Origin of the sequence: Coprococcus ammoniilyticus, assembly GCF_025567345.1 — a bacterium.
Classification (GTDB): Bacteria; Bacillota; Clostridia; order Lachnospirales; family Lachnospiraceae; genus Coprococcus; species Coprococcus ammoniilyticus.
The window spans coordinates 76,952-97,988 of record NZ_JAOQJS010000006.1; the positions used below are offsets into that span (position 1 = coordinate 76,952).

The 21,037-nt window shown below is 41.7% G+C and carries 21 protein-coding genes and 2 pseudogenes; 21 read left to right on the forward strand and 2 right to left on the reverse strand.

Annotation, left to right across the window (positions count from 1 at the left end; translation table 11 throughout):
* Window positions 1–57: 57 nt before the first annotated feature.
* On the reverse strand, window positions 58–717 hold the full coding sequence (locus tag OCV60_RS10500) for a Crp/Fnr family transcriptional regulator (RefSeq protein ID WP_226801021.1): 660 nt from the start codon (window positions 715–717) through the stop codon (window positions 58–60).
* A 118-nt stretch (window positions 718–835) separates the two neighbouring features.
* Here OCV60_RS10500 and OCV60_RS10505 point away from each other — a divergent pair, with 118 nt between their 5' ends.
* The 21 genes and pseudogenes from OCV60_RS10505 to OCV60_RS10605 all read left to right on the forward strand — a co-directional run bounded on the left by OCV60_RS10505 (window position 836) and on the right by OCV60_RS10605 (window position 19,628).
* Window positions 836–1,609, forward strand: coding sequence for a DUF134 domain-containing protein (locus tag OCV60_RS10505; protein WP_008402250.1), 774 nt, complete (start codon window positions 836–838; stop codon window positions 1,607–1,609).
* 188 nt (window positions 1,610–1,797) lie between these two features.
* The gene (locus tag OCV60_RS10510) at window positions 1,798–2,007 is read left to right on the forward strand and encodes a DUF6219 family protein (RefSeq protein WP_008402252.1); all 210 of its coding nucleotides are present in this window, start codon (window positions 1,798–1,800) and stop codon (window positions 2,005–2,007) included.
* Window positions 2,008–2,010: 3 nt separating this feature from the next.
* Window positions 2,011–2,466: a thioredoxin-dependent thiol peroxidase gene (gene bcp / locus OCV60_RS10515; protein ID WP_008402253.1), complete on the forward strand. Its 456-nt coding sequence runs from the start codon at window positions 2,011–2,013 to the stop codon at window positions 2,464–2,466.
* Window positions 2,466–3,215 carry a peroxide stress protein YaaA gene (gene yaaA, locus OCV60_RS10520; protein WP_008402255.1) on the forward strand — a complete coding sequence of 250 codons (750 nt, stop codon included), beginning with the start codon at window positions 2,466–2,468 and terminating at the stop codon, window positions 3,213–3,215. Before bcp ends, yaaA begins: the two co-directional genes overlap by 1 nt.
* 127 nt (window positions 3,216–3,342) lie before the next feature.
* Window positions 3,343–3,750, forward strand: coding sequence for a Fur family transcriptional regulator (locus tag OCV60_RS10525; protein ID WP_008402256.1), 408 nt, complete (start codon window positions 3,343–3,345; stop codon window positions 3,748–3,750).
* A pseudogene (locus OCV60_RS13080) lies at window positions 3,743–4,363 on the forward strand (flavin reductase family protein); the annotation flags it as partial. The gene OCV60_RS10525 and the pseudogene OCV60_RS13080, both read left to right, overlap by 8 nt.
* Before the next feature lie 18 nt (window positions 4,364–4,381).
* Window positions 4,382–4,924, forward strand: a complete 543-nt coding sequence (rbr, locus tag OCV60_RS13085; RefSeq protein ID WP_226801037.1) for a rubrerythrin — start codon at window positions 4,382–4,384, stop codon at window positions 4,922–4,924.
* Window positions 4,925–4,951: 27 nt separating this feature from the next.
* Window positions 4,952–5,896: an L-lactate dehydrogenase gene (locus OCV60_RS10540; protein ID WP_008402259.1), complete on the forward strand. Its 945-nt coding sequence runs from the start codon at window positions 4,952–4,954 to the stop codon at window positions 5,894–5,896.
* 27 nt (window positions 5,897–5,923) lie between these two features.
* On the forward strand, window positions 5,924–6,298 hold the full coding sequence (locus OCV60_RS10545; protein ID WP_044945872.1) for a desulfoferrodoxin family protein: 375 nt from the start codon (window positions 5,924–5,926) through the stop codon (window positions 6,296–6,298).
* A 598-nt stretch (window positions 6,299–6,896) separates the two neighbouring features.
* Window positions 6,897–7,505, forward strand: coding sequence for a hypothetical protein (locus tag OCV60_RS10550; RefSeq protein ID WP_262530141.1), 609 nt, complete (start codon window positions 6,897–6,899; stop codon window positions 7,503–7,505).
* A gap of 102 nt (window positions 7,506–7,607) precedes the next feature.
* A complete protein-coding gene (locus tag OCV60_RS13090) occupies window positions 7,608–7,787 on the forward strand; it encodes a GNAT family N-acetyltransferase (protein ID WP_262530142.1) in 180 nt (59 codons plus the stop codon).
* Window positions 7,788–7,819: 32 nt separating this feature from the next.
* Window positions 7,820–7,948: pseudogene (locus OCV60_RS13095) on the forward strand (linear amide C-N hydrolase); the annotation flags it as partial.
* Window positions 7,949–8,305: 357 nt separating this feature from the next.
* A complete protein-coding gene (locus tag OCV60_RS10565) occupies window positions 8,306–10,303 on the forward strand; it encodes a LacI family DNA-binding transcriptional regulator (RefSeq protein WP_021944553.1) in 1,998 nt (665 codons plus the stop codon).
* Between the two features lie 473 nt (window positions 10,304–10,776).
* Entirely contained in the window at window positions 10,777–11,787 is a 1,011-nt protein-coding gene (locus tag OCV60_RS10570; protein ID WP_021944552.1) for a sugar ABC transporter substrate-binding protein, read from the forward strand.
* Window positions 11,788–11,955: 168 nt separating this feature from the next.
* Entirely contained in the window at window positions 11,956–13,455 is a 1,500-nt protein-coding gene (locus OCV60_RS10575) for a sugar ABC transporter ATP-binding protein (protein ID WP_008402270.1), read from the forward strand.
* Between the two features lies 1 nt (window position 13,456).
* Window positions 13,457–14,476, forward strand: coding sequence for an ABC transporter permease (locus tag OCV60_RS10580; RefSeq protein WP_008402271.1), 1,020 nt, complete (start codon window positions 13,457–13,459; stop codon window positions 14,474–14,476).
* Window positions 14,477–14,497: 21 nt separating this feature from the next.
* On the forward strand, window positions 14,498–15,976 hold the full coding sequence (locus OCV60_RS10585; RefSeq protein ID WP_008402272.1) for a glycoside hydrolase family 32 protein: 1,479 nt from the start codon (window positions 14,498–14,500) through the stop codon (window positions 15,974–15,976).
* A gap of 21 nt (window positions 15,977–15,997) precedes the next feature.
* Window positions 15,998–16,963, forward strand: coding sequence for a carbohydrate kinase family protein (locus OCV60_RS10590; RefSeq protein WP_021944551.1), 966 nt, complete (start codon window positions 15,998–16,000; stop codon window positions 16,961–16,963).
* A gap of 197 nt (window positions 16,964–17,160) precedes the next feature.
* Window positions 17,161–17,538: a hypothetical protein gene (locus tag OCV60_RS10595; protein WP_117785241.1), complete on the forward strand. Its 378-nt coding sequence runs from the start codon at window positions 17,161–17,163 to the stop codon at window positions 17,536–17,538.
* 159 nt (window positions 17,539–17,697) lie between these two features.
* Window positions 17,698–19,032, forward strand: a complete 1,335-nt coding sequence (locus OCV60_RS10600; protein ID WP_117785242.1) for an ATP-binding protein — start codon at window positions 17,698–17,700, stop codon at window positions 19,030–19,032.
* Window positions 19,033–19,142: 110 nt separating this feature from the next.
* Window positions 19,143–19,628 (forward strand): YaiI/YqxD family protein, encoded by a 486-nt coding sequence (locus OCV60_RS10605; protein ID WP_044945878.1) that lies wholly within the window; start codon window positions 19,143–19,145, stop codon window positions 19,626–19,628.
* Window positions 19,629–19,758: 130 nt separating this feature from the next.
* Here the strand turns inward: OCV60_RS10605 and OCV60_RS10610 are convergent, their stop codons facing one another.
* A complete protein-coding gene (locus tag OCV60_RS10610; protein WP_262530143.1) occupies window positions 19,759–21,033 on the reverse strand; it encodes a sensor histidine kinase in 1,275 nt (424 codons plus the stop codon).
* Window positions 21,034–21,037: the final 4 nt, after the last annotated feature.

Consider the following 21,037-nt stretch of genomic DNA (forward strand, 5'->3'; position numbering starts at 1 on the left):
ACTTTCATAATTCTGATAAATGGAGGATTCTTCTTTATATGTTACAGAAAAACAGTTTTATGACCTTTGGAGTGTTTCCAGTCTTTTTGGATCAAGGATTGTGATTTTGCCCCGGGAGAGTTTGACGAGACCCTCGCCTTGAAAGTATCGAAGCATTCGAGTGATAACTTCCCTGTGGGAACCAAGATGGTTGGCGATAGTTTCGTGAGTGATTTTCAATTCATTTGTTTCTTCGATAGAGGTCTCTTCTAAAAGAAATGAAGCAACACGCTTATCCAAACTCTTCCACATGATTTGTTCAATCAGCCACATGACATCAGAAAAACGAGTAGCCATTAACTCATTGGTATAGTTTGCGACAGGAGCAGATTCATTCATGATGCCCTTATAGATTTCAGCAGGGATGATCCAAAGATCAGTATCTTTTTCTGCCTCAATGGTTACTTCAAATTGAATGGATCGTATGATACATGAGGCAGATAAAAGACATATATCCATATCGAACAGACGGTAGAGTGTAATCTCTCGTCCTTCATCTGATAATATATAAGTTCGAAGCTGCCCGGATTTAACCAGTAATAATCCGGTACAATCCATGTTCCCGTTGTGAATGATTGTTCCTTTTTTCACATGCTGTGTGATCAAATTGTCTGAAATTAGTTTTTTCTGTGCTGTATTTAAGTCATTCCATAGTGGAAAATAATTTTCGAAGCTCATAATAGTTATCTCCTTTATGAACATAGTATACTTGCTTTTTTAAGATGCGTCAATCGAATAATTGACATATGCCCTTTATAGGACTATTATATAAGAAAAGCGAGAAAGGAGCAATTTCATGCCGAGACCAGTAAAATGCAGAAAAGTCTGCCATTTCCCAAATGTTTTAGAATTCCTTCCGGCAGATGATACTGAGAAAAAAATGCCCATTGTTCTGACGGTAGATGAGTACGAGACAATCCGTCTTTTGGACAAGAAAGGTTACAGTCAGGAGCAGTGTGCGGAATCTATGCAGATCGCAAGAACGACGGTCCAACGGATTTACGAGATTGCCAGAAAGAAAATAGCAGATGCTCTCATTGATGGACATCCGCTTAAAATTGAGGGTGGGGATTTCATAATCTGTGACGGTCAGAGCAGCGACTGTAGCTTTGGAGGATGTTACAATCATGAGATTTATCAAAAATATGCAGTAGAAAAAGGAGAAGGTATCATGAGAATAGCAGTAACATATGAAAATGGACAGATTTTCCAACACTTTGGACACACAGAGACATTTAAGATTTACGATGTAGAGGAAGGAAAAGTGCTACATTCAGAAGTAGTAGATACGAATGGAAGCGGACATGGTGCATTGGCAGGAGTTCTTAATGCATTAAATGCCGATGTTTTGATCTGCGGCGGAATCGGAGGAGGTGCTCAGACTGCGTTAGCGGCAGCGGGTATTAAGCTTTTTGGCGGAGTTTCAGGAGATGCGGATAAAGCAGTAGAAGCTTTTATCAATGATACGCTTGATTATAATTCGGATGTGAAGTGTTCTCACCATGAGCACAACCATGAGGAAGGACATACGTGTGGTGAGCATGGATGCGGAAGCCATAGCTGTCATTAAGAAGAAAAAAATACAACACGAAAGGATGCGTCAAGGTAATGCCAGAATTATCGTGATACATCCTTTTGTATTTGGAATGATTATTTTTCTTTCACTACTTGTCGAAAGTAATGGATGGAATGTACAATATTGTTAATGATCCAGAGATATTTATTTTGGAAACAGCTTAATCAATTTGGAGGTATAAAATGAAAGCACATAAATATTGGTCAATCGGAGCAATAGTTACAATGGTTGGAACTTTTTATACAGGATATAAAGGGTTAAAAGCAGCACACAAATACTTTGCATTTGGCTCTCTGATATGCTTGATTATGGCAGTCTATTCTGGTCATAAAATGATTTCTGGCAATAAGAGGACAAGAAAACAGATGGGAATGAAAGAAGTGGAGGAATAAAATATGTTAGAAGTAGGAAAAAAAGCACCGGACTTTGAATTGCCGGATCAGAATGGAGAAATGCATAAATTAAGCGATTATGCAGGAAAAAAAGTGATCCTATATTTTTATCCAAAGGATAATACACCAGGATGTACGAAGCAGGCATGTGGCTTTTCTGAGCGTTATCCACAGTTTAATGAGAAGGGAGCTGTTATTCTCGGAGTGAGCAAGGACTCTGTAGCGTCTCACAAGAGATTTGAAGAAAAATACGGACTGGCATTTACGCTATTAGCAGACCCGGATCGTAAAGTTATTGAAGCATATGATGTCTGGAAAGAAAAGAAAAATTATGGAAAAGTATCTATGGGTGTAGTAAGAACTACTTATCTTATTGATGAGCAGGGAATCATTATAAAGGCAAATGATAAAGTCAAGGCGGCAGATGATCCTGAAAATATGCTTAAGGAATTGGCATAATGAAGATTATTTTATCACCTGCAAAAAAGATGATAGTAGATACCGATAACTTAGCACCGGTTGGACTGCCTGTCTATATTGATAAGACAGCAGAAGTATTAAACTGGATGAAAAGCAAATCAAAAGAAGAACTGAAAGCTATCTGGAAATGTAATGACAAGATTGCAGAGCAGAACTTTAACAGATTGGAAAATATGAATCTTTATAACGGGCTTACTCCGGCTGTTTTAGCATATGAAGGGATTGCATTTCAATATATGGCACCATCTGTGTTTGAAATCCAGCAGTTTGAGTATTTGCAAAATCATTTAAGAATCTTGTCTGCGTTTTATGGCATTTTAAAACCAATGGATGGTGTGACTCCTTATCGTCTTGAAATGCAGGCAAAGGTTGGAATTGGAGATGCAAAAAATCTGTATGAGTACTGGGGAGAATTGTTATACCGCTCAGTAATCGATGACAGTAGGATTATCATTAATCTTGCATCAAAAGAATACTCAAAATGTATAGAAAAGTATCTGACACCACAGGACAGATATATTACGATTGTATTTTGTGAGTTATCCGGAGATAAATTGGTAACAAAAGGTACCTATGCCAAGATGGCTCGTGGTGAAATGGTCAGATTCATAGCGGAAAATAATATTGAAAATCTGGTGGAGATTCAGAAATTTGACAGACTCGGATACTCGTTTAGGTCTGATTTATCTTCAGATTCAGAATATGTATTTGAACGCAAAATAAAATAGTTATTCAGGTAAAAGATGTTCAGTTTGGCAGCTTTTATAATAATGAGAATTATTACTATTTTTATTGACAACAGGATGATAGTGGCATATAATCCTTATTAAGAATTATTCCCAATAAGGAGAATGAATGACAAGAAGGAGAAATACCATTCAAAAAGATCTCGTAAGAAATACCGTATACGAAATGAGAAGACACGTTACGGCAAATGAAGTGTATGAATTTATAAAAGAAGCATATCCATCAATTGGAAAAGGAACTGTATATAGAAATCTTGATATATTGGTAGAGGAAGGTGCATTAAGAAAGGTTGAAGTTCTGAATGGACCGAACCGATTTGATTTTACATTGAAAAATCATTACCATGTAAGATGTATAAAGTGCGGTGAAATTTTTGATGTGGATATGGATCAAATACCGGATTTGCTGGAAAGAATTCATAACACTCATGGAATTGAATTTGTGGATTACGATATTTCATTTAAAGGCATTTGCCCGAAATGCAGGGAGAAGGTAAAGGAGGAACAGCATGGATAGGAAAGCAATGTATAAGTTGAGTTATGGACTGTTTATATTGACCGCTAAAGAAGCAGAAAAAGATAACGGATGCATCATTAATACAGCCATTCAGGCAGCTTCGGAACCAAACCAGCTAAGTATCTGTGTAAATAAGTCAAATTATACGCATGATATGATTCAAAGAACCGGAAAATTTACTGTATCAGTCTTAAGTCAGAAGGCACAATTTGAATTGTTCAAACATTTTGGCTTCCAATCAGGAAGAGATACCAATAAGTTTGAAACATTTGAGCAGTGTGCCAGAGGCACGAATGGTATTTATTATATTACAGAAGGTACAAATGCATACATTTCTGTGACAGTTACTAAAACAGAGGACTTGGGTTCACATACGATGTTTATTGGTGAGATAACCGATATGGAAGTTTTAAGCAATGTTCCTTCAGTAACATATGATTATTATCAGAATAATATTAAGCCTAAGCCACAGGAGGTTGGAAAAACAGAGGATGGTCAGACAATATGGCGTTGCAGAATTTGCGGATATGAATATGTAGGCGAGGAATTACCGGATGACTTTATATGTCCTTTGTGCAAGCACCCGGCATCAGATTTTGAAAAAGTAGTAAAGAAAACGGAGGTAAAAGAGATGGCAGAAAACAAATATGCAGGAACACAGACAGAGAAGAATTTACAGGAGGCATTTGCAGGGGAATCACAGGCAAGAAATAAGTATACCTATTTTGCATCTGTAGCGAAAAAGGAAGGTTACGAGCAGATGTCAGCATTGTTTTTAAAGACTGCAGATAATGAGAAAGAACATGCAAAGATGTGGTTCAAGGAATTAGCAGGAATTGGTGATACAAAGGAAAACCTGGCGGCAGCGGCAGAAGGCGAAAATTATGAGTGGACAGATATGTATAATGGCTTTGCTAAAACAGCTGAGGAAGAAGGATTCCCTGAGCTTGCAGCAAAATTCAGGGCAGTAGGTGAGATTGAGAAGCACCATGAGGAAAGATATCGTGCACTTCTTAAGAATATTGAAACTGCACAAGTATTTGAAAAGAGCGAAGTTAAGGTATGGGAATGCCGTAACTGCGGACATATTGTGGTAGGAACTAAGGCACCTGAAGTATGTCCGGTATGTAATCATCCACAGAGCTATTTTGAAGTACATGAAGAGAATTATTAAGGAGATGAGATTATTACGAAGAAGAAAGTGATTAATTCAAAAAAAGCAGTAATGATAGGCTGTGGCTTTGTTGGTTCTGCATCGGTATTTGCTCTGATGCAGAGTGGCTTGTTTACAGAGATTGTCCTTATCGATGCAGATAAGAACAAGGCAGAAGGAGAAGCGATGGATATCAGTCATGGTATTCCATTTGCGAGTCCGATGAAAATATATGCCGGAGATTATGATGATGTGGCTGATGCTGCAATTGTTGTCATATCTGCCGGAGCGGGACAGAAACCGGGAGAGACAAGGCTTGATCTCGTAAATAAAAATGTAGCAATATTTAAGTCAATCATTCCTGAAATAGCAAAGAGAAATTTTGCAGGTATCATGCTTGTAGTTGCGAATCCGGTAGATATCCTGACTCAGGTAGCCATAAAGTTATCAGGACTTCCAGAAAACAGGGTTATTGGATCGGGTACTGTGTTAGATAGTGCCAGATTAAGATATAAGCTTGGTGAGCATTTATCTGTGGACAGCAGGAGTGTTCATGCATTTATAATAGGTGAGCATGGAGACAGCGAAGTTGTAGCATGGTCATCAGCCAATGTATCTGGTGTTCCATTAAGTGAAATGTGTGAAATGCGTGGACATTACAAGCACAAGGAAAACACGGCAGAAATAGCTACAGAAGTCAAGAACAGTGCTTATGAGATTATAAACAAAAAGCACGCTACATATTATGGAATTGCAATGTCTGTAAAAAGAATCTGCGAAGTGATTATGAGAGATGAAAAATCAATACTTCCTGTATCACACATGATTCATGGAGTATATGACATTGACGGAGTATCGTTAAGTATGCCAGCTATTGTAGGTGCAGATGGTATTGAGTCTGATATACCTATTAATTTAAGTGGCGAGGAAGCGTTAAAGCTTAAGGAATCTGCAGATTCATTGAAAAAGATTATGGAGACAATTGAATTATAAATTTTACACATGGAAGGAGAAAAAGTCATGGAAGTAAGGTATTATATTTGTAAGCATTGTGGAAACATTGTTGAAAAGGTAAAGGATAAGGGTGTACCTGTAATTTGTTGCGGAGAACCTATGCAGGAATTAAAAGCCGGAGTGACAGATGCTGCTGTCGAGAAGCATGTACCTGTATATACGATAGAAGGCAGTCATGTTCATGTCGTGGTCGGAGAGACAAAACATCCAATGCTTGAAGAGCATTTCATTGAGTGGATTACATTAAATACAAACCAGGGAATATATAGAAAACAGTTAAATCCAGGGCAGGAGCCGGCAGCAGATTTTTGTCTTTGCGATGGTGAACAGGTAGAAGAAGTATATGCATATTGTAACCTGCATGGATTATGGAAATGCTAAAAGCATTTATACATATTAAGGTTACAGAACAACACAATGATGTGGTAGAAGATCAAGATGAACAGATTATGGGAACTTTAAAATATCTCACATAGCGGTTAGTTAATCACATTCTGTATGTCGATGGTCAAATTCCAAAAGGCTGATATAGTAAGAAAGGCTGTTATTTTTTAGAGAGTAGCAGCTTTTTTTATTTTGAATATAAAATATGACACATACACTTGACAATATGCATACATGGATGAAATAGGACATTTCTTACTAAAACAGTATGTTTATGGTATACTAGCTAGTAGTAATGCAGTTTCAACCGATATTACATATTATTATAAACAACAGCGTTAGAGCATTTATGTGATTGAAACATAGATGCTCTTTTTTTGTGCCCGTTGGGCAATGGATATGAATGTAACTTTAGGACATTTTGTCCAGAAGTTCAGATAGAGGAAATCAAGGAGGAACACGAGATGTGCATTAAAATGTGTATCTTATGGGTGAGAGCACCCACAGACAGAAGCAGCAGGAAAATATATAACAGGAGGACAGAACAATGGTCGATGAATTGACGCAGGAGTCGTTCTAGACAGGAAAGGCGATTGTGACTGTCAGCGTAGATCTGATTACTGCCATTGCAGATGCGTGCAAGCGGTCTGAACAGCAGAATCCTGGTATGAGCGAGGAACAGAAGGAGACATTGCTCGGCAAGGTTGTCGATAAGGTAATGTCGAATTATAAGGAAACGCATGGCTCATTAAAGGGATTCAATAGAGAGGGCAAAGATGTCACGCATATTGATGTGAATGATGAGAGAACAGCGGAGCTTTTAGAGAAAGCCTGTAAGAAAAGTCATATTCCGGTGGATATGAAAAAGGTAACGAGGGCAGATGGTTCCATCACGCATACTGCATTCTGTGAAGTGAAAAGCATAGATCAGGTGGAAGCATTACTGAAGATGGCTTCCGAACAGGTACTTGAGGAGCAGAAGGAAATGACCAAGACACTTGTACTTTACGATGATAAGGGCAAGGAGGTTATGTCGGCTGACTTTGTAAATAATGGTGAGATAAATATGGACGATGTGGAAACACTGTCAAGATTCTCTCCATATTTTAGGTGCCGGCAAATGCAAAGCACCCGATATTATTTGATATATGCTGTGCGTCATAAATGTGACCAAAGTCAGCCCGAAACATTTATATTATACTAAATAAATTAGAAAAATGTGACAAAAAGTCATGTAAGTATTGCCTAAGTATTTTCCGGGATATTTTATAATAAATTTATAGGTGGCGGTCTGTTAATAATCACTTTGATATTTTATAATGTAAGCATTGGTTGTAATTTAGTTGATCGTGCAAAGGAGCTTGCAAAGCAGAGGGGGTGCAAGGCCGTCACCCTTGATTCCGGTCTTCCGCGGACAGGGGCACATGGCTTCTACGAACACTATGGATTTGAAAAGAGCTGTTATGGCTTTGAACTGATGATATAAATTATCTGAGAAGATTGGAAAGAAGACAAAATATGTGTACAGCGGCGACATATAAGACAAAGAATTTCTATTTTGGAAGAACGCTGGATTATGAATTCTTGTACGGCGATGAGATTACCGTGACTCCGAGAAATTATCCGTTTGAATTCAGATATATGGGCAGGACGGCACAGAACTTGCCAGATATCCGTTGCTGCAGGGGGAGAACATCAACTGGCAGAACTAAGTATCTGCTGCCCCTGGGACCCGGGAAATACCAGGAAATAACTTGGCGTTTTTATCTGCATTTCTGCATTTTGCGAAAAATTTGTGCTGTTTTATGTAATGGTGGAGCCGGCAACTGCATGGTGCCAGTAGCCATCGCAGAGCCAGTAGCCCTCCAACAGAGCCGGCAGTCTGGATGATGACAGTGGTTGCACAAACATAGAAAAGTAGATTATAATATTGGAAAAGGGCGTTGCCAGTGGCAATGTACGGAAGCCAGAGTTATATCTGTGATAAAGGAGAAAGAACGAGATATGGGCAAGTCAAAGGTTACAATAAAAGAGATTGCGGATAAGGCAGGGGTGTCCATAGCTACAGTTTCCCATGTTATCAACAGGACAAGGTATGTAAGACCTGAGCTTGTGGATAAGATAGAGAAGATTATTGTAGAGACGGGATATCAGAATAAGATAGCAGATAAGGAGAGAAAACTGCTGGTTGGCCGAGAGTCTACGATCGTTGCAGTCATTCCGAACATTGAAAGTACGATATACAGAGATATGGTAGCTTATGTGGAGCAACTTGTCAGTGTACAGGGATATCAGTTCCTTGTGGCGATAACAGACAATGATTTTAAGGAGGAGACACAGGTGCTTGCCGGACTTCTGGTCAACAAGAAGGTTGCCGGTATCATACATGCGCCGGTGAGCGATGTGGCAACCAACTACACAAAGCTTATACAGTCAGGCGTTCCATTTGTCTGCGTGGAGAGAAATATACTTGGATCAGGGATAGACTCAGTTGAGTTCCGAGACAGGGAGGCTATATTTAAGGGCGCAGATTATCTGCTTGCGAGTGGACACAAGAATGTTTTGTTTTTCAGAGAGAGTACGGACAGTACCACCAGGGACGAGAGAACAAAAGGTTTCCTGAGTGCTCTGCGGAAATACAATATAAATACAAACGATGCGAATATAGTGGATGTGACACTGGAAAATGGCGAGGATGACTGTATGCTCGTCATCCAGAAGGCGCTCCGCAGATACAGGCCGACCGCAGTTCTTGCGGGGGGCAACAGAATAACGCTCTACCTCATGAAGACACTGAGAGATATGGGAATCGACTGTCCGGGAGAGATATCTGTGGTTGGGTTTGGTGATGAGAGCTGGTCAGAACTTACATATCCTCCGCTTACCATAATCAGAAGAGATGTGAAGGGGTTAAGCACCAAGGCAGTTGGAATGCTTTTTGAGAAGATCAACACAGGTGCGGTCATATCCCATGACTGCTATGCCGATGTGGAACTGGTTGTCAGGAAATCCACCAAGATGCTGGATAATGGACCATTTGGAGATAAGGCAGCTGCCCCTGATTCCGTGGTGCTGACGAAGGAGGAAAAACAGAGGCTGAAGGCAGGACATTTCAGAGTTGCCATATCATTCCATTACACAGGTACGTCATGGGCTGAGCTTCATGAGAAGGGTATTTGTGAGGAGCTTGAGCAGTTCGGGATAGATGTGGTGTCGGTTATGGATGCGCACTTTGACTCGGAACTGCAGAATGCGCAGCTTGATGGAATAAGACTTCAGAAGCCGGACGCAGTTATAGCTATTCCGGCGGATGACAGCCGTACCAGAGAGAAGTTTCAGGAACTTTCCAAAGTGTCAAAGCTGGTGTTCATAAGCAATGTTCCGGATGGCATGTCCAAGAACAGCTATGTGTCCTGTGTATCAGTAAATGAGTCGGAGAATGGAACGAACACGGGAAGAATGCTGGGGGAATACTGCAAGGAGAACAAGAAAAAAAAGGCAGGTTTCATTATTCATGGTGCGGCATTCTATGGAACAAGAGTCAGGGATAACGCCGCTGAGAGGATAATCAAGGACAGTTATCCTGATATTGACATAGTTACGATCAGGAGTTTTGGAGAGATATCCAATGCATATCAGGTAGCCCGGGACGTGATAACTGCCAATCCTGAAATTGAGGCAATGTATGTGAGCTGGGATCGCCCGGCACTTCTGGTTATAAAGGCACTCAAGGAGCTTGGCAGGGAGGATGTGGCGGTGTTCACCACGGACCTTGATCATGGAATTGCCAGGTGCATGGAGGAAGGAATCGTCAAGGGACTCAGCACGCAGAGACCATACGAGCAGGGAAGAGCGGCCGCGGCAGTTGTTGCCAAGTCCCTGGTAAGTGAAGAACAGCTTCCAAAGTATGTGGGAGTTCAGCCGTATCAGGTTGAGCCAAAACAGCTCAGGCTTGCATGGAAGGAAATCTTCCATGAGTCCATGCCGGACAGATTGAGGTGACATGACATCTTTAGTTAGTTCGTGCCGGACAGATTGAGGTGATATGACATCTTTAGTTAGTCTGTGTCGGACAGAGTTAGAAACTGTATCTTTTTATCTAAAAAAGAATCCGTTAGAGAGAAAATTGTATCTTTCTGGCGGATTTTTTGCGTTTATACACAAGAGACAAGGTGACAAGTAACGGGTGTCAATCATACACTACAAATCCCATAAGCATGACATCTGGTAAAATATTTACGTAAAAAAACGACAAAAGACCCGCGAACCATATAATACAATAGAGTTTTATTTGTGCAAAATGACGAATAAACAATAAATAAAACACTTGATATTGACAATAACCGACAAAAGTTATATCATCAAAACATGCAAGGGACGAAAAACAGTTTAAAATTTACGTAAATAAACCGGTTAAGAACAGTTTTTCGACAACGAGTTAGCAAAGAAAATACATGATAGTGGAGGTAAAAATTATGAGAAAATTTAAAAAATTATTAGCAGTTGGAGCATGCCTGTGCATGTCACTCAGTTTACTGGCAGGTTGTGGATCAGGAAACACTTCGGGCAACGGTTCATCTGATTCAGGTACAAAGCAGGAGAGCACAAAGTCATCTGACCTGTCATTTGCATTTTGTACAAACACACTCAACAATACATTCCAGAGTTCAATTGATGCCAAGCTCAAGGAGCTCTGCGATGCGAACGGAATATCATATACATGTCTTGATCCTGACTACGATCTGAACACACAGCTCAGCCAGTTATCAGACGTGGCAAATAGTGGATACGACGCAGTGTTCATCATCCCGGTTGATTCAGCAGGTATCACATCAGGTCTTGCAGAGATCAAGGATGCAGGAATCCCAATCTTCAATGTAGATACAGCAGTTATCGAGGATGACATAGAGAACTTCGTAACACAGTTCGTTGGAACAAATGCTTACATGGCAGGACAGCTTGTCGGTGAGCAGATGGCTAAGGATTATCCGGACGGAGCAGACATTGCGATCCTTGACTTCCCATCAAATGAGAGTTGTGTAGACCGTGTAAATGGTTTCCTTGACGGACTCGGTGATAACAAGGATAAGTTCAACATCGTAGCACAGCAGGATGGCGAGGCAGCACTTGATGCATCAATGAGCCTTGCAGAGGATATCATCACAGCAAACACAGATCTTCAGGCATTCTTCTGTATCAATGATCCTTCAGCACTTGGCGCTGCAGCAGCAGTTAAGGCAGCCAACAAGACAGGTCAGATTGGTGTATACAGTATCGATGCTTCACCAGATGGCAAGCAGGCACTCCTCGACGGCGAGTTCACAGCAGTTGCATGTCAGGTTCCTGTACAGATTGCTGAGTACGCATTCAACGCAGCACAGAAGTATGTGGGCGGAGATACAACGATCGACGAGAAGAAGGTATATCTTGACTCACACCTCGTACTCAAGGATGAGGCTAAGCAGACAGTTAACGATTGGCAGTAAGGCCGGATCGAAGCCGGCAGTAACAGCACGGGGCTGCCCCCGGCTGGACATACATGACACAACGTAGGTGTATATAACATGGGAGAGACCGGGGATCTTAGATCTCCGGCCGAGATCCCGAAAAAGCAGGATAACAAAAGATCTATTTTAGAAACTTGGAGGTTTAATATGGGACAGACAGTTCTGGAAATGATAGGGATAAAGAAAAGCTTCTCCGGAATATATGCTTTAAGTGGCATCGACTTTTCCCTTGAGCTGGGAGAGGTACATGCGCTGCTCGGTGAGAATGGTGCAGGAAAGTCCACACTGATCAAGGTCCTCGGCGGAATTTACCAGCCCGACAGCGGAATCATCAAGGTAAATGGCAAGGAGGTCAAGATCAACGGAGTTCCGGCTGCCAGAGAAAATGGTATAGGAATAATACATCAGGAAATCGTACTTGTTCCATATCTTTCGGTGGCACAGAATTTGTTTCTCGGCAGAGAGATAAGGACAAAGCTTGGAACGCTGGACTTTGCAGAGATGAACAGAAGAGCAGAGGAGATGATATCGTCCCTCGGTGTGAATATAAAAGCAGACACGATAGTAGAGAATCTGACCATCGCACAGCAGCAGATGGTGGAGATCGTCAAGGCGGTCTCATTCAACGGTAAGATCATAGTTATGGATGAGCCTACCTCATCACTCTCAAATGAAGAGGTGGAGCAGTTATTTGAGATCATTGAGAATCTCAGAAAGAAACAGGTAAGTATAATCTACATCTCCCACAGAATGGAGGAGCTCTTCAGGATATCTGACAGAGTTACCGTCATCAGGGATGGTGCATACGTAGGAACAAAAAAGACATCTGAGACCAACCCGAATGAGCTGGTTGCGATGATGGTAGGAAGAGATCTGGAGAGCTTCTATGCCAGGGATTACTGTGACATGGACAAGGCAGAGGTTGCTCTGGAGGTAAAGAACCTTTCGCAGACAGGTGTCTTTGAAGATATAAGTTTTTCGGTACACAAGGGTGAGATCCTGGGATTCTCAGGTCTGGTCGGTGCCGGACGAAGCGAGATCATGGAGGCGGTATTTGGTGCCACACAGCCTACATCAGGCGAGGTGATACTCGGCGGAAAGCTGGTACACTTCAAGAATCCGATGCAGGCGATCAAGTCAGGCGTAGCCCTGGTTCCTGAGGACAGAAAGAAGCAGGGACTGGTGCTCGGCAACAGCGTGGCGTTCAACCTAACACTCTCATCCCTCAGATTCTATATGAATGGAATCGCCATAAGCGAGAAAAAGCGCGGTGAGGTCATAGACCATTATTCAAAGCGGTTGCGGATCAAGGCGGCGTCACCTGAGATCGAGGCTGGTAGCCTGTCAGGTGGAAATCAGCAGAAGGTAGTTCTGGGCAAATGGCTTGCAACCAAGCCGGATGTGCTCATTCTGGATGAGCCGACCAGAGGCGTTGATGTAAATGCAAAATTTGAGATATACACAGTAATCAATGAACTGGCAAAGGAAGGCATAGCGATAATCATGGTATCCAGTGAGCTTCCTGAGATCATCAACATGTGCGACAACGTATGTGTGGTCAGAGCCGGAAAACTCGTGAAGAAGCTGTCAAAGGACGAGCTCTCACAGGAAGAGATAATGAAATACGCTGCAGGAGGTATCGAATAATATGGGCGAGACAAAGAAGAATTCAAAAGCAACTTCTATATTAAAAAACAATCCCCTGACATCCATAGTCAAGGGCAACATAGGAATCATAGTGGTTCTGATAATCATGTGTGTGGCCGTAGCACTTGCCACAGACAAGTTTTTAACGACCAACAACATCATATCAGTGCTTAGACAGATATCGATCAACACATACATAGCACTTGGAATGACACTCATAATCATACTTGGTCACATTGACCTGTCAGTTGGATCGATAGTAGCTATGTCGGGAACTCTGACTGTAGGTTTTATAGTTAATCAGGGACTTCCTCTCGGCGTAGCAATAGCAGCAGGCCTTCTGGTCGGCACAGCGGCTGGCTTTGTAAGTGGTTTTATAGTAGCCAATTTCAAGGTGCCTGCATTCATCATCACAATGGCCATGATGAACATAGCAAGTGGTATAGCTTATGTCTACACAGGTGGACAGTCAACACGTATCACAAACAAGCTCTTCATCGAGATCGGTACAGGATATCTGTTCAATGTGATCCCACTTCCGGTAGTGTACATGGTAGTTCTCATCATACTGTTCAGCTTCATCCTCAGTAAGACAAAGTTCGGAACATACGTATACGCGATAGGTGGTAACCGCGAGGCCGCAAGACTTTCAGGTGTACCTATCAAGAAGATAGAGATCATAGTGTTTACAATATCAGGACTTCTCTCAGCATTCGCAGGACTTGTACTCTGTTCAAGAATGTACTCAGGCCAGCCTTCAGTTGGAAGCGGATACGAGCTTGATGCCATCGCAGCCTGTGTACTTGGCGGAACCTCTATGACAGGTGGTAAAGGAAGGATCAGTGGAACAGTATTTGGTGCCATGGTCATCGGAATCATCTCAAATGGTCTTAACCTTATCGGAGTGTCATCATACTGGCAGCTCATCATCAAGGGTCTCATCATCGCATGTGCGGTACTCCTTGATGGACAGAAGGGCAAGCTTGAGCTCCTCAAAAAGAAGAAACTTGCAGCAAACTAGTAGAAAGAGAGGACTGATAATATGGAGATTTTTAGAAAGATGTCCTTCGCGGATTCCACGGGAGATGCAATACCTTTCTACCACGAGGGCAAATATCATATATTCTCACTGACTTCCCCTCCGGGAACAACAGTGTACCCGGCAAGACTCAGAACAACATGGAGCCACAGTGTATCAGATGATCTGGTGCACTGGGAGGAGCTTCCTACAGCACTCTATCCGGGCGAGGGCGACGAGCCGGATGCATCAGGAGTATGGACTGGATCAGTCATATACGGCGAAGGCAAATACCATGCATTCTATACAGGCTACTGCCTCACCGCAGAGTATCAGCAGACCATATGCCACGCTACAAGCGACGATGGAATCACGTGGGTGAAGGATGCGGCCAATCCGGTCATCACACCTATGATAGAGCTTTACGAGAAGCTTGACTGGAGAGATCCATATGTATTCTACAATGAGGAGGACAAATGTTACTGGATCCTCATATCAGCGAGAAGGTTGGATATGCCGATAACCAGAAGAGGATGTATAGTTCTCTACAGATCAAAGGATCTGGTCAACTGGGAATATTACGGACCGATATATTCACCGGGACACACCAACTGTCCTGAGTGCCCTGAGATGTACAAGATGGGAGACAATTGGTATCTCTCATACTCAAGATTCTCAGAATATGTAAATACAATATACAGAGTTGCAAAGTCACCATTTGGCCCATGGAGAAAGCCAAAGAAGGATGGCATAGGCGGAAGAAGATTCTACGCAGCCAAGTCCATGCAGGATGATGACGGCAGACGCTTCTACTTCGGTTGGGCTCACGACAGAGCAGACAGAAGCGACAGAGGTGAATGGTACTGGGGCGGAACATTCTGCGTGCCGCACGAGGTAGTTGCCACAGCGGATGGAGGACTTGACGTAAAGCTTCCAAAGGAATATGAGCATGTATTTGAGAAGCCTGTGGCATGGGATTACATCCCTGTACTTGGAAATGCAGAGCTTCACGGAGACAGACTGGTTGAGATGGATTCAGTAAGCACATGTACATACGGATTCCTTGGACACAACGAGGAGAGCTACATGCTGAAGTGCAAGATCATGCCTAGAGAGGTGTATGACCATTTCGGTATACTGCTCAAGTCAGACAAGGAAGCAAGCGGATGCCTTCTCCTTGAGTTCGATGTGGCCATGCAGAGAGTGTCATTGGTAAATCTTCCTATGGGAGTTGACCCGTTCTGGGTTCAGTCCTGTCAGGCTGTGCCTCCTGCAACGGAGCCGGGCCCTGATGGAGTTAGAGTGTGCGAGAAGACATTTGACATAACAGAGGGCAGCGAGATAGATGTGAAGATCATCGTTGACCATGATATGGTGGAGGTATTTGTCGGAGAACAGGTGGCATTTACATACAGGATATATGCAAAGCCTGAGTTTGAGACAGGACTTCTGGCACAGGATGCAAGAGTAGAATTCTATGACATAGAGATCACAGGAAAGTAAAATTCACAAGGAGGATCCAACATGGAAAAGAAATATGATGTTGTGGCTCTTGGTGAATTCCTGATAGACTTTACCCCTGCCGGAAGCAGTGATTCCGGGATGAAGCTCTTCGAGCAGAATCCAGGAGGCGCTCCGGTAAATATGCTCACGGCAGTCAGCAAGGCCGGACTTAAGACCGCGTTTATAGGAAAGGTCGGGGATGACATGCATGGCAATTTCCTTATTGAGACGGCAAAGCAGGCAGGAATAGATACCAGAGGTATAGTTGTCGATGACACGGTATTTACCACTTTGGCATTTGTCACTCTGGATGAGAACGGAGAGCGTGAATTCTCATTTGCCAGAAAGCCGGGAGCGGACACAATGCTCTGTTACAAGGAAGTGGATGCCGACCTGCTAAGAGACACAAAGGTGTTCCATATAGGTTCGCTGTCTCTCACGGATGAACCGGCCAGAACCACCACATTCCAGGCGGTGAGAGAGGCGAGAAAATACGGAGCGGTGATATCCTATGATCCAAATTACAGAGAGCCGCTGTGGGACAACAGAGAAAATGCGATGGAGAGAATGAAGAGTATTCTCCCGCTTGTAGATATAATGAAGCTTTCGGATGAGGAGACGGCACTCCTCACACCATTTGAAGATCCGAAGGAGGCTGCGGAGTATCTCCTTGGAACAGGCGTCAGACTTGTTGCGGTCACCCTGGGAAGTGAGGGTGTGCTGATATGCAGCAGGGATGGCAGCAGAAAAGTTCCTGGATTTGTCAGCCATGTGGTCGACACAACCGGAGCTGGAGATTCGTTCTGGGGGGCATTTGTATCGCAGCTTATAAGGGCGGACAAGAGCCTGGAGGAATTCAGTATAGACGAGCTTGAAGAATTTGCAAGATATGGAAATGCGGTGGCGAGCCTGTGTGTCGAGAAGCGCGGAGGACTCAGATCGATTCCTGAAGAGAGCGAGACATTTGAGAGACTCGCAGTAAAGTAAGTGTACTACAATTTTTCACATAAAATTTTCCCTTAACCCTGAAGACCGGAGAGTTTCCGGTCTTCTTTTTTGTACAATCTAACATTTGGACAGTGTAATCATTCAAAAGTGCATTGACTCATAATTCCATTTCCTATAATATGTGGCTGGTGAACAAAAAAATAATCATATATACCACATATTATTAGGAAGAAGAGATGATAAATTGGGAGGAGAGAAACAGAGCGAAAATACCAGGATCATATAAGGAGTGGCTTAGATTTTCAGGAAAATGTCGTATAGCAGGTAATACAGCAACATTTTGGGGACCGAATGAATTCCATTCTGAATATGTACCAGAAGGATTGGTTATAATTGGGGAAATTAATGGTGATGGAGAAGTGGTGTGCTTTTTAAAGAATGAAGGCGTTTTTGTACGGGTATTTGAAGGGAAAACAACAGAGATTAATGATTTTGCGTGTGTTCTTAAGGAAATAATAAAATTAATGGATGATAAACTTATCTTATCTCAAGAAAGATATTTAGAAATATTGCAGAAAATCAAAGAAAAAAAGGGTAGGGAGAAAAATAAATAAGCGAGCAGGGACGCAGCAGTAAATGTGTCCCATTTGTGATATAGGCGGAATGCAATAATAAAATGTGATTTTAATAATTATATACGCTCATAAAATGTGAAAAAGAAGTTAGTAAAAGCTATAATTATGTGATATAGTATTCTGTGAGGAGGTAGAAGTATGTATTTTAAGAGAAAAATAGATGACTTTTTATTGAATTGGAAAGAAGATATATCGCATAAACCATTAATCATAAAAGGTGCAAGACAGATTGGAAAAACAGAGTCTATATTACATTTTGCAGGTAATGTCTATGCAAATGTTGTATATATAAATTTTGTGTTGGATAAAAGATTTCGTGCAATTGTAAGTGATGGCTATGATGTAGACACGGTAATAAAGAATATTTCTTTGGTTGATCCAAATTTGAAATTTGTTCCTGGGGAGACAGTTATAATTTTTGATGAAATACAGGAATATCCGGATGTAGCCACATGTTTGAAATCATTTAATATAGACAGAAGGTTTGATATTATTTGCAGTGGTTCTATGCTTGGGATTAATTATAAAAAGATTCATAGTAATAGCGTTGGAAACAAAACAGATTATGAAATGTATTCTATGGACTTTGAAGAATTTTTGTGGGCAAAAGGATATACGCAGAAACACATTGATGACATTTTAAGGCATATGACTGAACTCAAACCATTTAACGAAACGGAGTTAAATGTGTATAAGGCGTTGTTTCTGGATTACTGTGTATTAGGTGGAATGCCGGATGTAATCAGAGGGTATATAGAAACAGGTACATTTTCCGGATCGACTGCTGTGCAAGAACAGATCAGGCTTGATTATGAGGAGGATGTTCGTAAATATGCAGAAGGGCTGGATCAGGCAAAAATCATAAGTATATATAGAAGTGTGCCCTCTCAGTTAGCGAAAGAAAATAAGAAGTTTCAGTTTAATAAAATAGATAAAAATGCCAGATCAAGGGAATATACCGGTTGCATTGAATGGTTAATTGATGCAGGAGTTATTATAGAGTGTCAGTGCCTTGGGTATCCTGAGCTGCCACTTAAAGGAAATGTAGATGAAGGAAAATTTAAGTTGTATTATCCGGATACGGGATTACTGATTTCTGCACTTGATGAAGAAGCGCAGGAGGATTTACGTGTAAATAAGAACCTTGGTGTTTATAAGGGCGCGTTATATGAAAATTTTGTAGCTGAAGCCTTTATTAAACAGAAATTGGGGTTATTTTACTATAAAAAAGAAAACTCAACTTTAGAGGAAGATTTTTTTGTCAGATCAAAAAGTGAGTTGCTGCCGGTAGAAGTTAAATCAAACAACGCCAGATCAAAATCTTTGTCTTCGCTGATAAAAAATGAAAATTACAGTGATATAAAAAACGGAATTAAGTTTGGTGATTTTAATGTTGGATATGTAAACAATATATATACGTTTCCGTATTTCTGTGCATTTATGATTAAGGCATTTGTAAAAAAATTGGATTAAAAATATAGTGTAATCTTTATGGAATTTCATTAGGCTTATTTGATTTTGCGAATAAGGCTTTCCTTAAGTGGGTGAAGGCTGATAAGGATGATTTAGATGGAGAAATAATAATGCAGATATTTGTTGATGCAGATGCGTGTCCGGTAGTGGACATTGTTGAGACGATCGCAGAAAAATATAATATACCAACTACACTTTTGTGTGACACGAACCATGTGCTGTATTCTGATTACAGTGAAGTTATAGTGGTTGGTGCCGGTGCGGATGCAGTAGATTATAAGCTGATCAGCATATGCCATAAAGGGGATATCGTAGTGTCACAGGACTATGGCGTTGCTGCTATGGCACTTGGTAAAGGGGCATATGCCATTCATCAATCCGGTAAGTGGTATACAAATGAAAATATTGACCAGATGCTGATGGAACGGCATCTTAACAAGAAAACAAGGCGAAGTTGTCATAAGCATCATATGAAAGGACCGAGAAAACGTACAGAAGATGATGATTTACGTTTTGCTCAATCCTTTGAAAAACTCATACGGATGGCAAAGGCAAATGAAGGCAGTTCGAAGGAAAATGATGAACAAAGAAAATAGTTGCATGGCTATCTCTATATTGTACATTTGTTTGTAAAATGGAAAAATGAAGCTGAGAATGATGGCTGGTTGCTGATCATAGCGTGATGTGATCATATATGAGCTTTTTGGACGGACAGAGTAAGAAGTATCAGGTTTCTACCAGTGGCAGTAATACTCTGACGGTGAAGATCTCGTCTTTTGCAAAGAACTGGAACTGTCCATGATAGGAGTCCGCGATCGCAGCAATATTCTTAGTTCCGAAACCATGTCCTGTCTGCGTGGAGACAGGCAATCCATTTTCAAAAGAAACCGTTCCGATAAACGGATTGCTGATCTGGATCAGAAGCGTCTGATTCCGTTCGGCGAGCTGAACCTGTATGAATTTTTCCTCTGTTTCGATCGATGCATGGAGCGCATTTTCCAGAGCATTTGACAGAATCGCACATAGCTTTGTGTCGGACAGAGGAAGTTCCGCAGGGATAGAAGCCTGAACTAGCAGGGAGATGCCCTCTGATTCCGCTTTAGTATCATAGGCGGACAGAAGCAGATTGATCAGCTCGTTTGAACAGAAGCGTTTTGGAGTGATCGCATCTAAGTCGGATTGGGCGGTTTGTATGTATTCCTGAATCTTATCCAGATTCCCGGTTCCTGCAAGTGCCTGCAAATAAGTAAAATGATGGCGCATATCATGACGGTAGGAGGCTGCCTGTGTCTGCATGGTGCGCATATGATTCAGATCAATGGCAGCATGTATAAGCTGCATATGAAGAGATTCTGCCAAGCGTTCTGCCTGTTCTTGTTCTTCCAGTTTATGATAGTAATAAAAGATAAAAACAAAATAGAAAATGCAGCAAATGGACGGCATAAACTGAACTACAAATTCGTTGCTGGTATAAAGCATATCGGTATAAATCGTAGAGGCATAATCGAAAAGATAGTAGCAGAGAGGAAGGATGCCAAGAATATAGACGGATTTATTTGCTTTTGGCATAAAATGCTGCGCCAGATTTGATTCATAGTGGTATAGGAAATAAAAGGTTACAAAGGCACATCCTACATAAACGATCGTATAGATGATCTTATTGTCAGAAAATAAGCGAACCGCCAGTCCGCACCAGAGAGGGATCTGACAGCACATATAGGCAGTCAAGACACTGACGATCGAAGTGATCCATGAGCATTTGTATATCAGCCAGAGAAAAAGCACCAACGGAAGATGTACAACGACCGGATACAGCCCTCGGGAAATCTCCTGTCCGAAGACGGCGAAAGAAATGATCTGAAGTATTCCGTCGAGGGCACAGAAAACAGACAGAGTGAGTATGTTTTTCCGGTTAAAAGGAACACCGGTAAAACATATGCTTGCTACTGTACCAAAGAGGAATACGGTAATAAAATAAATACTGTCGCAGAGAAAACTCATATCA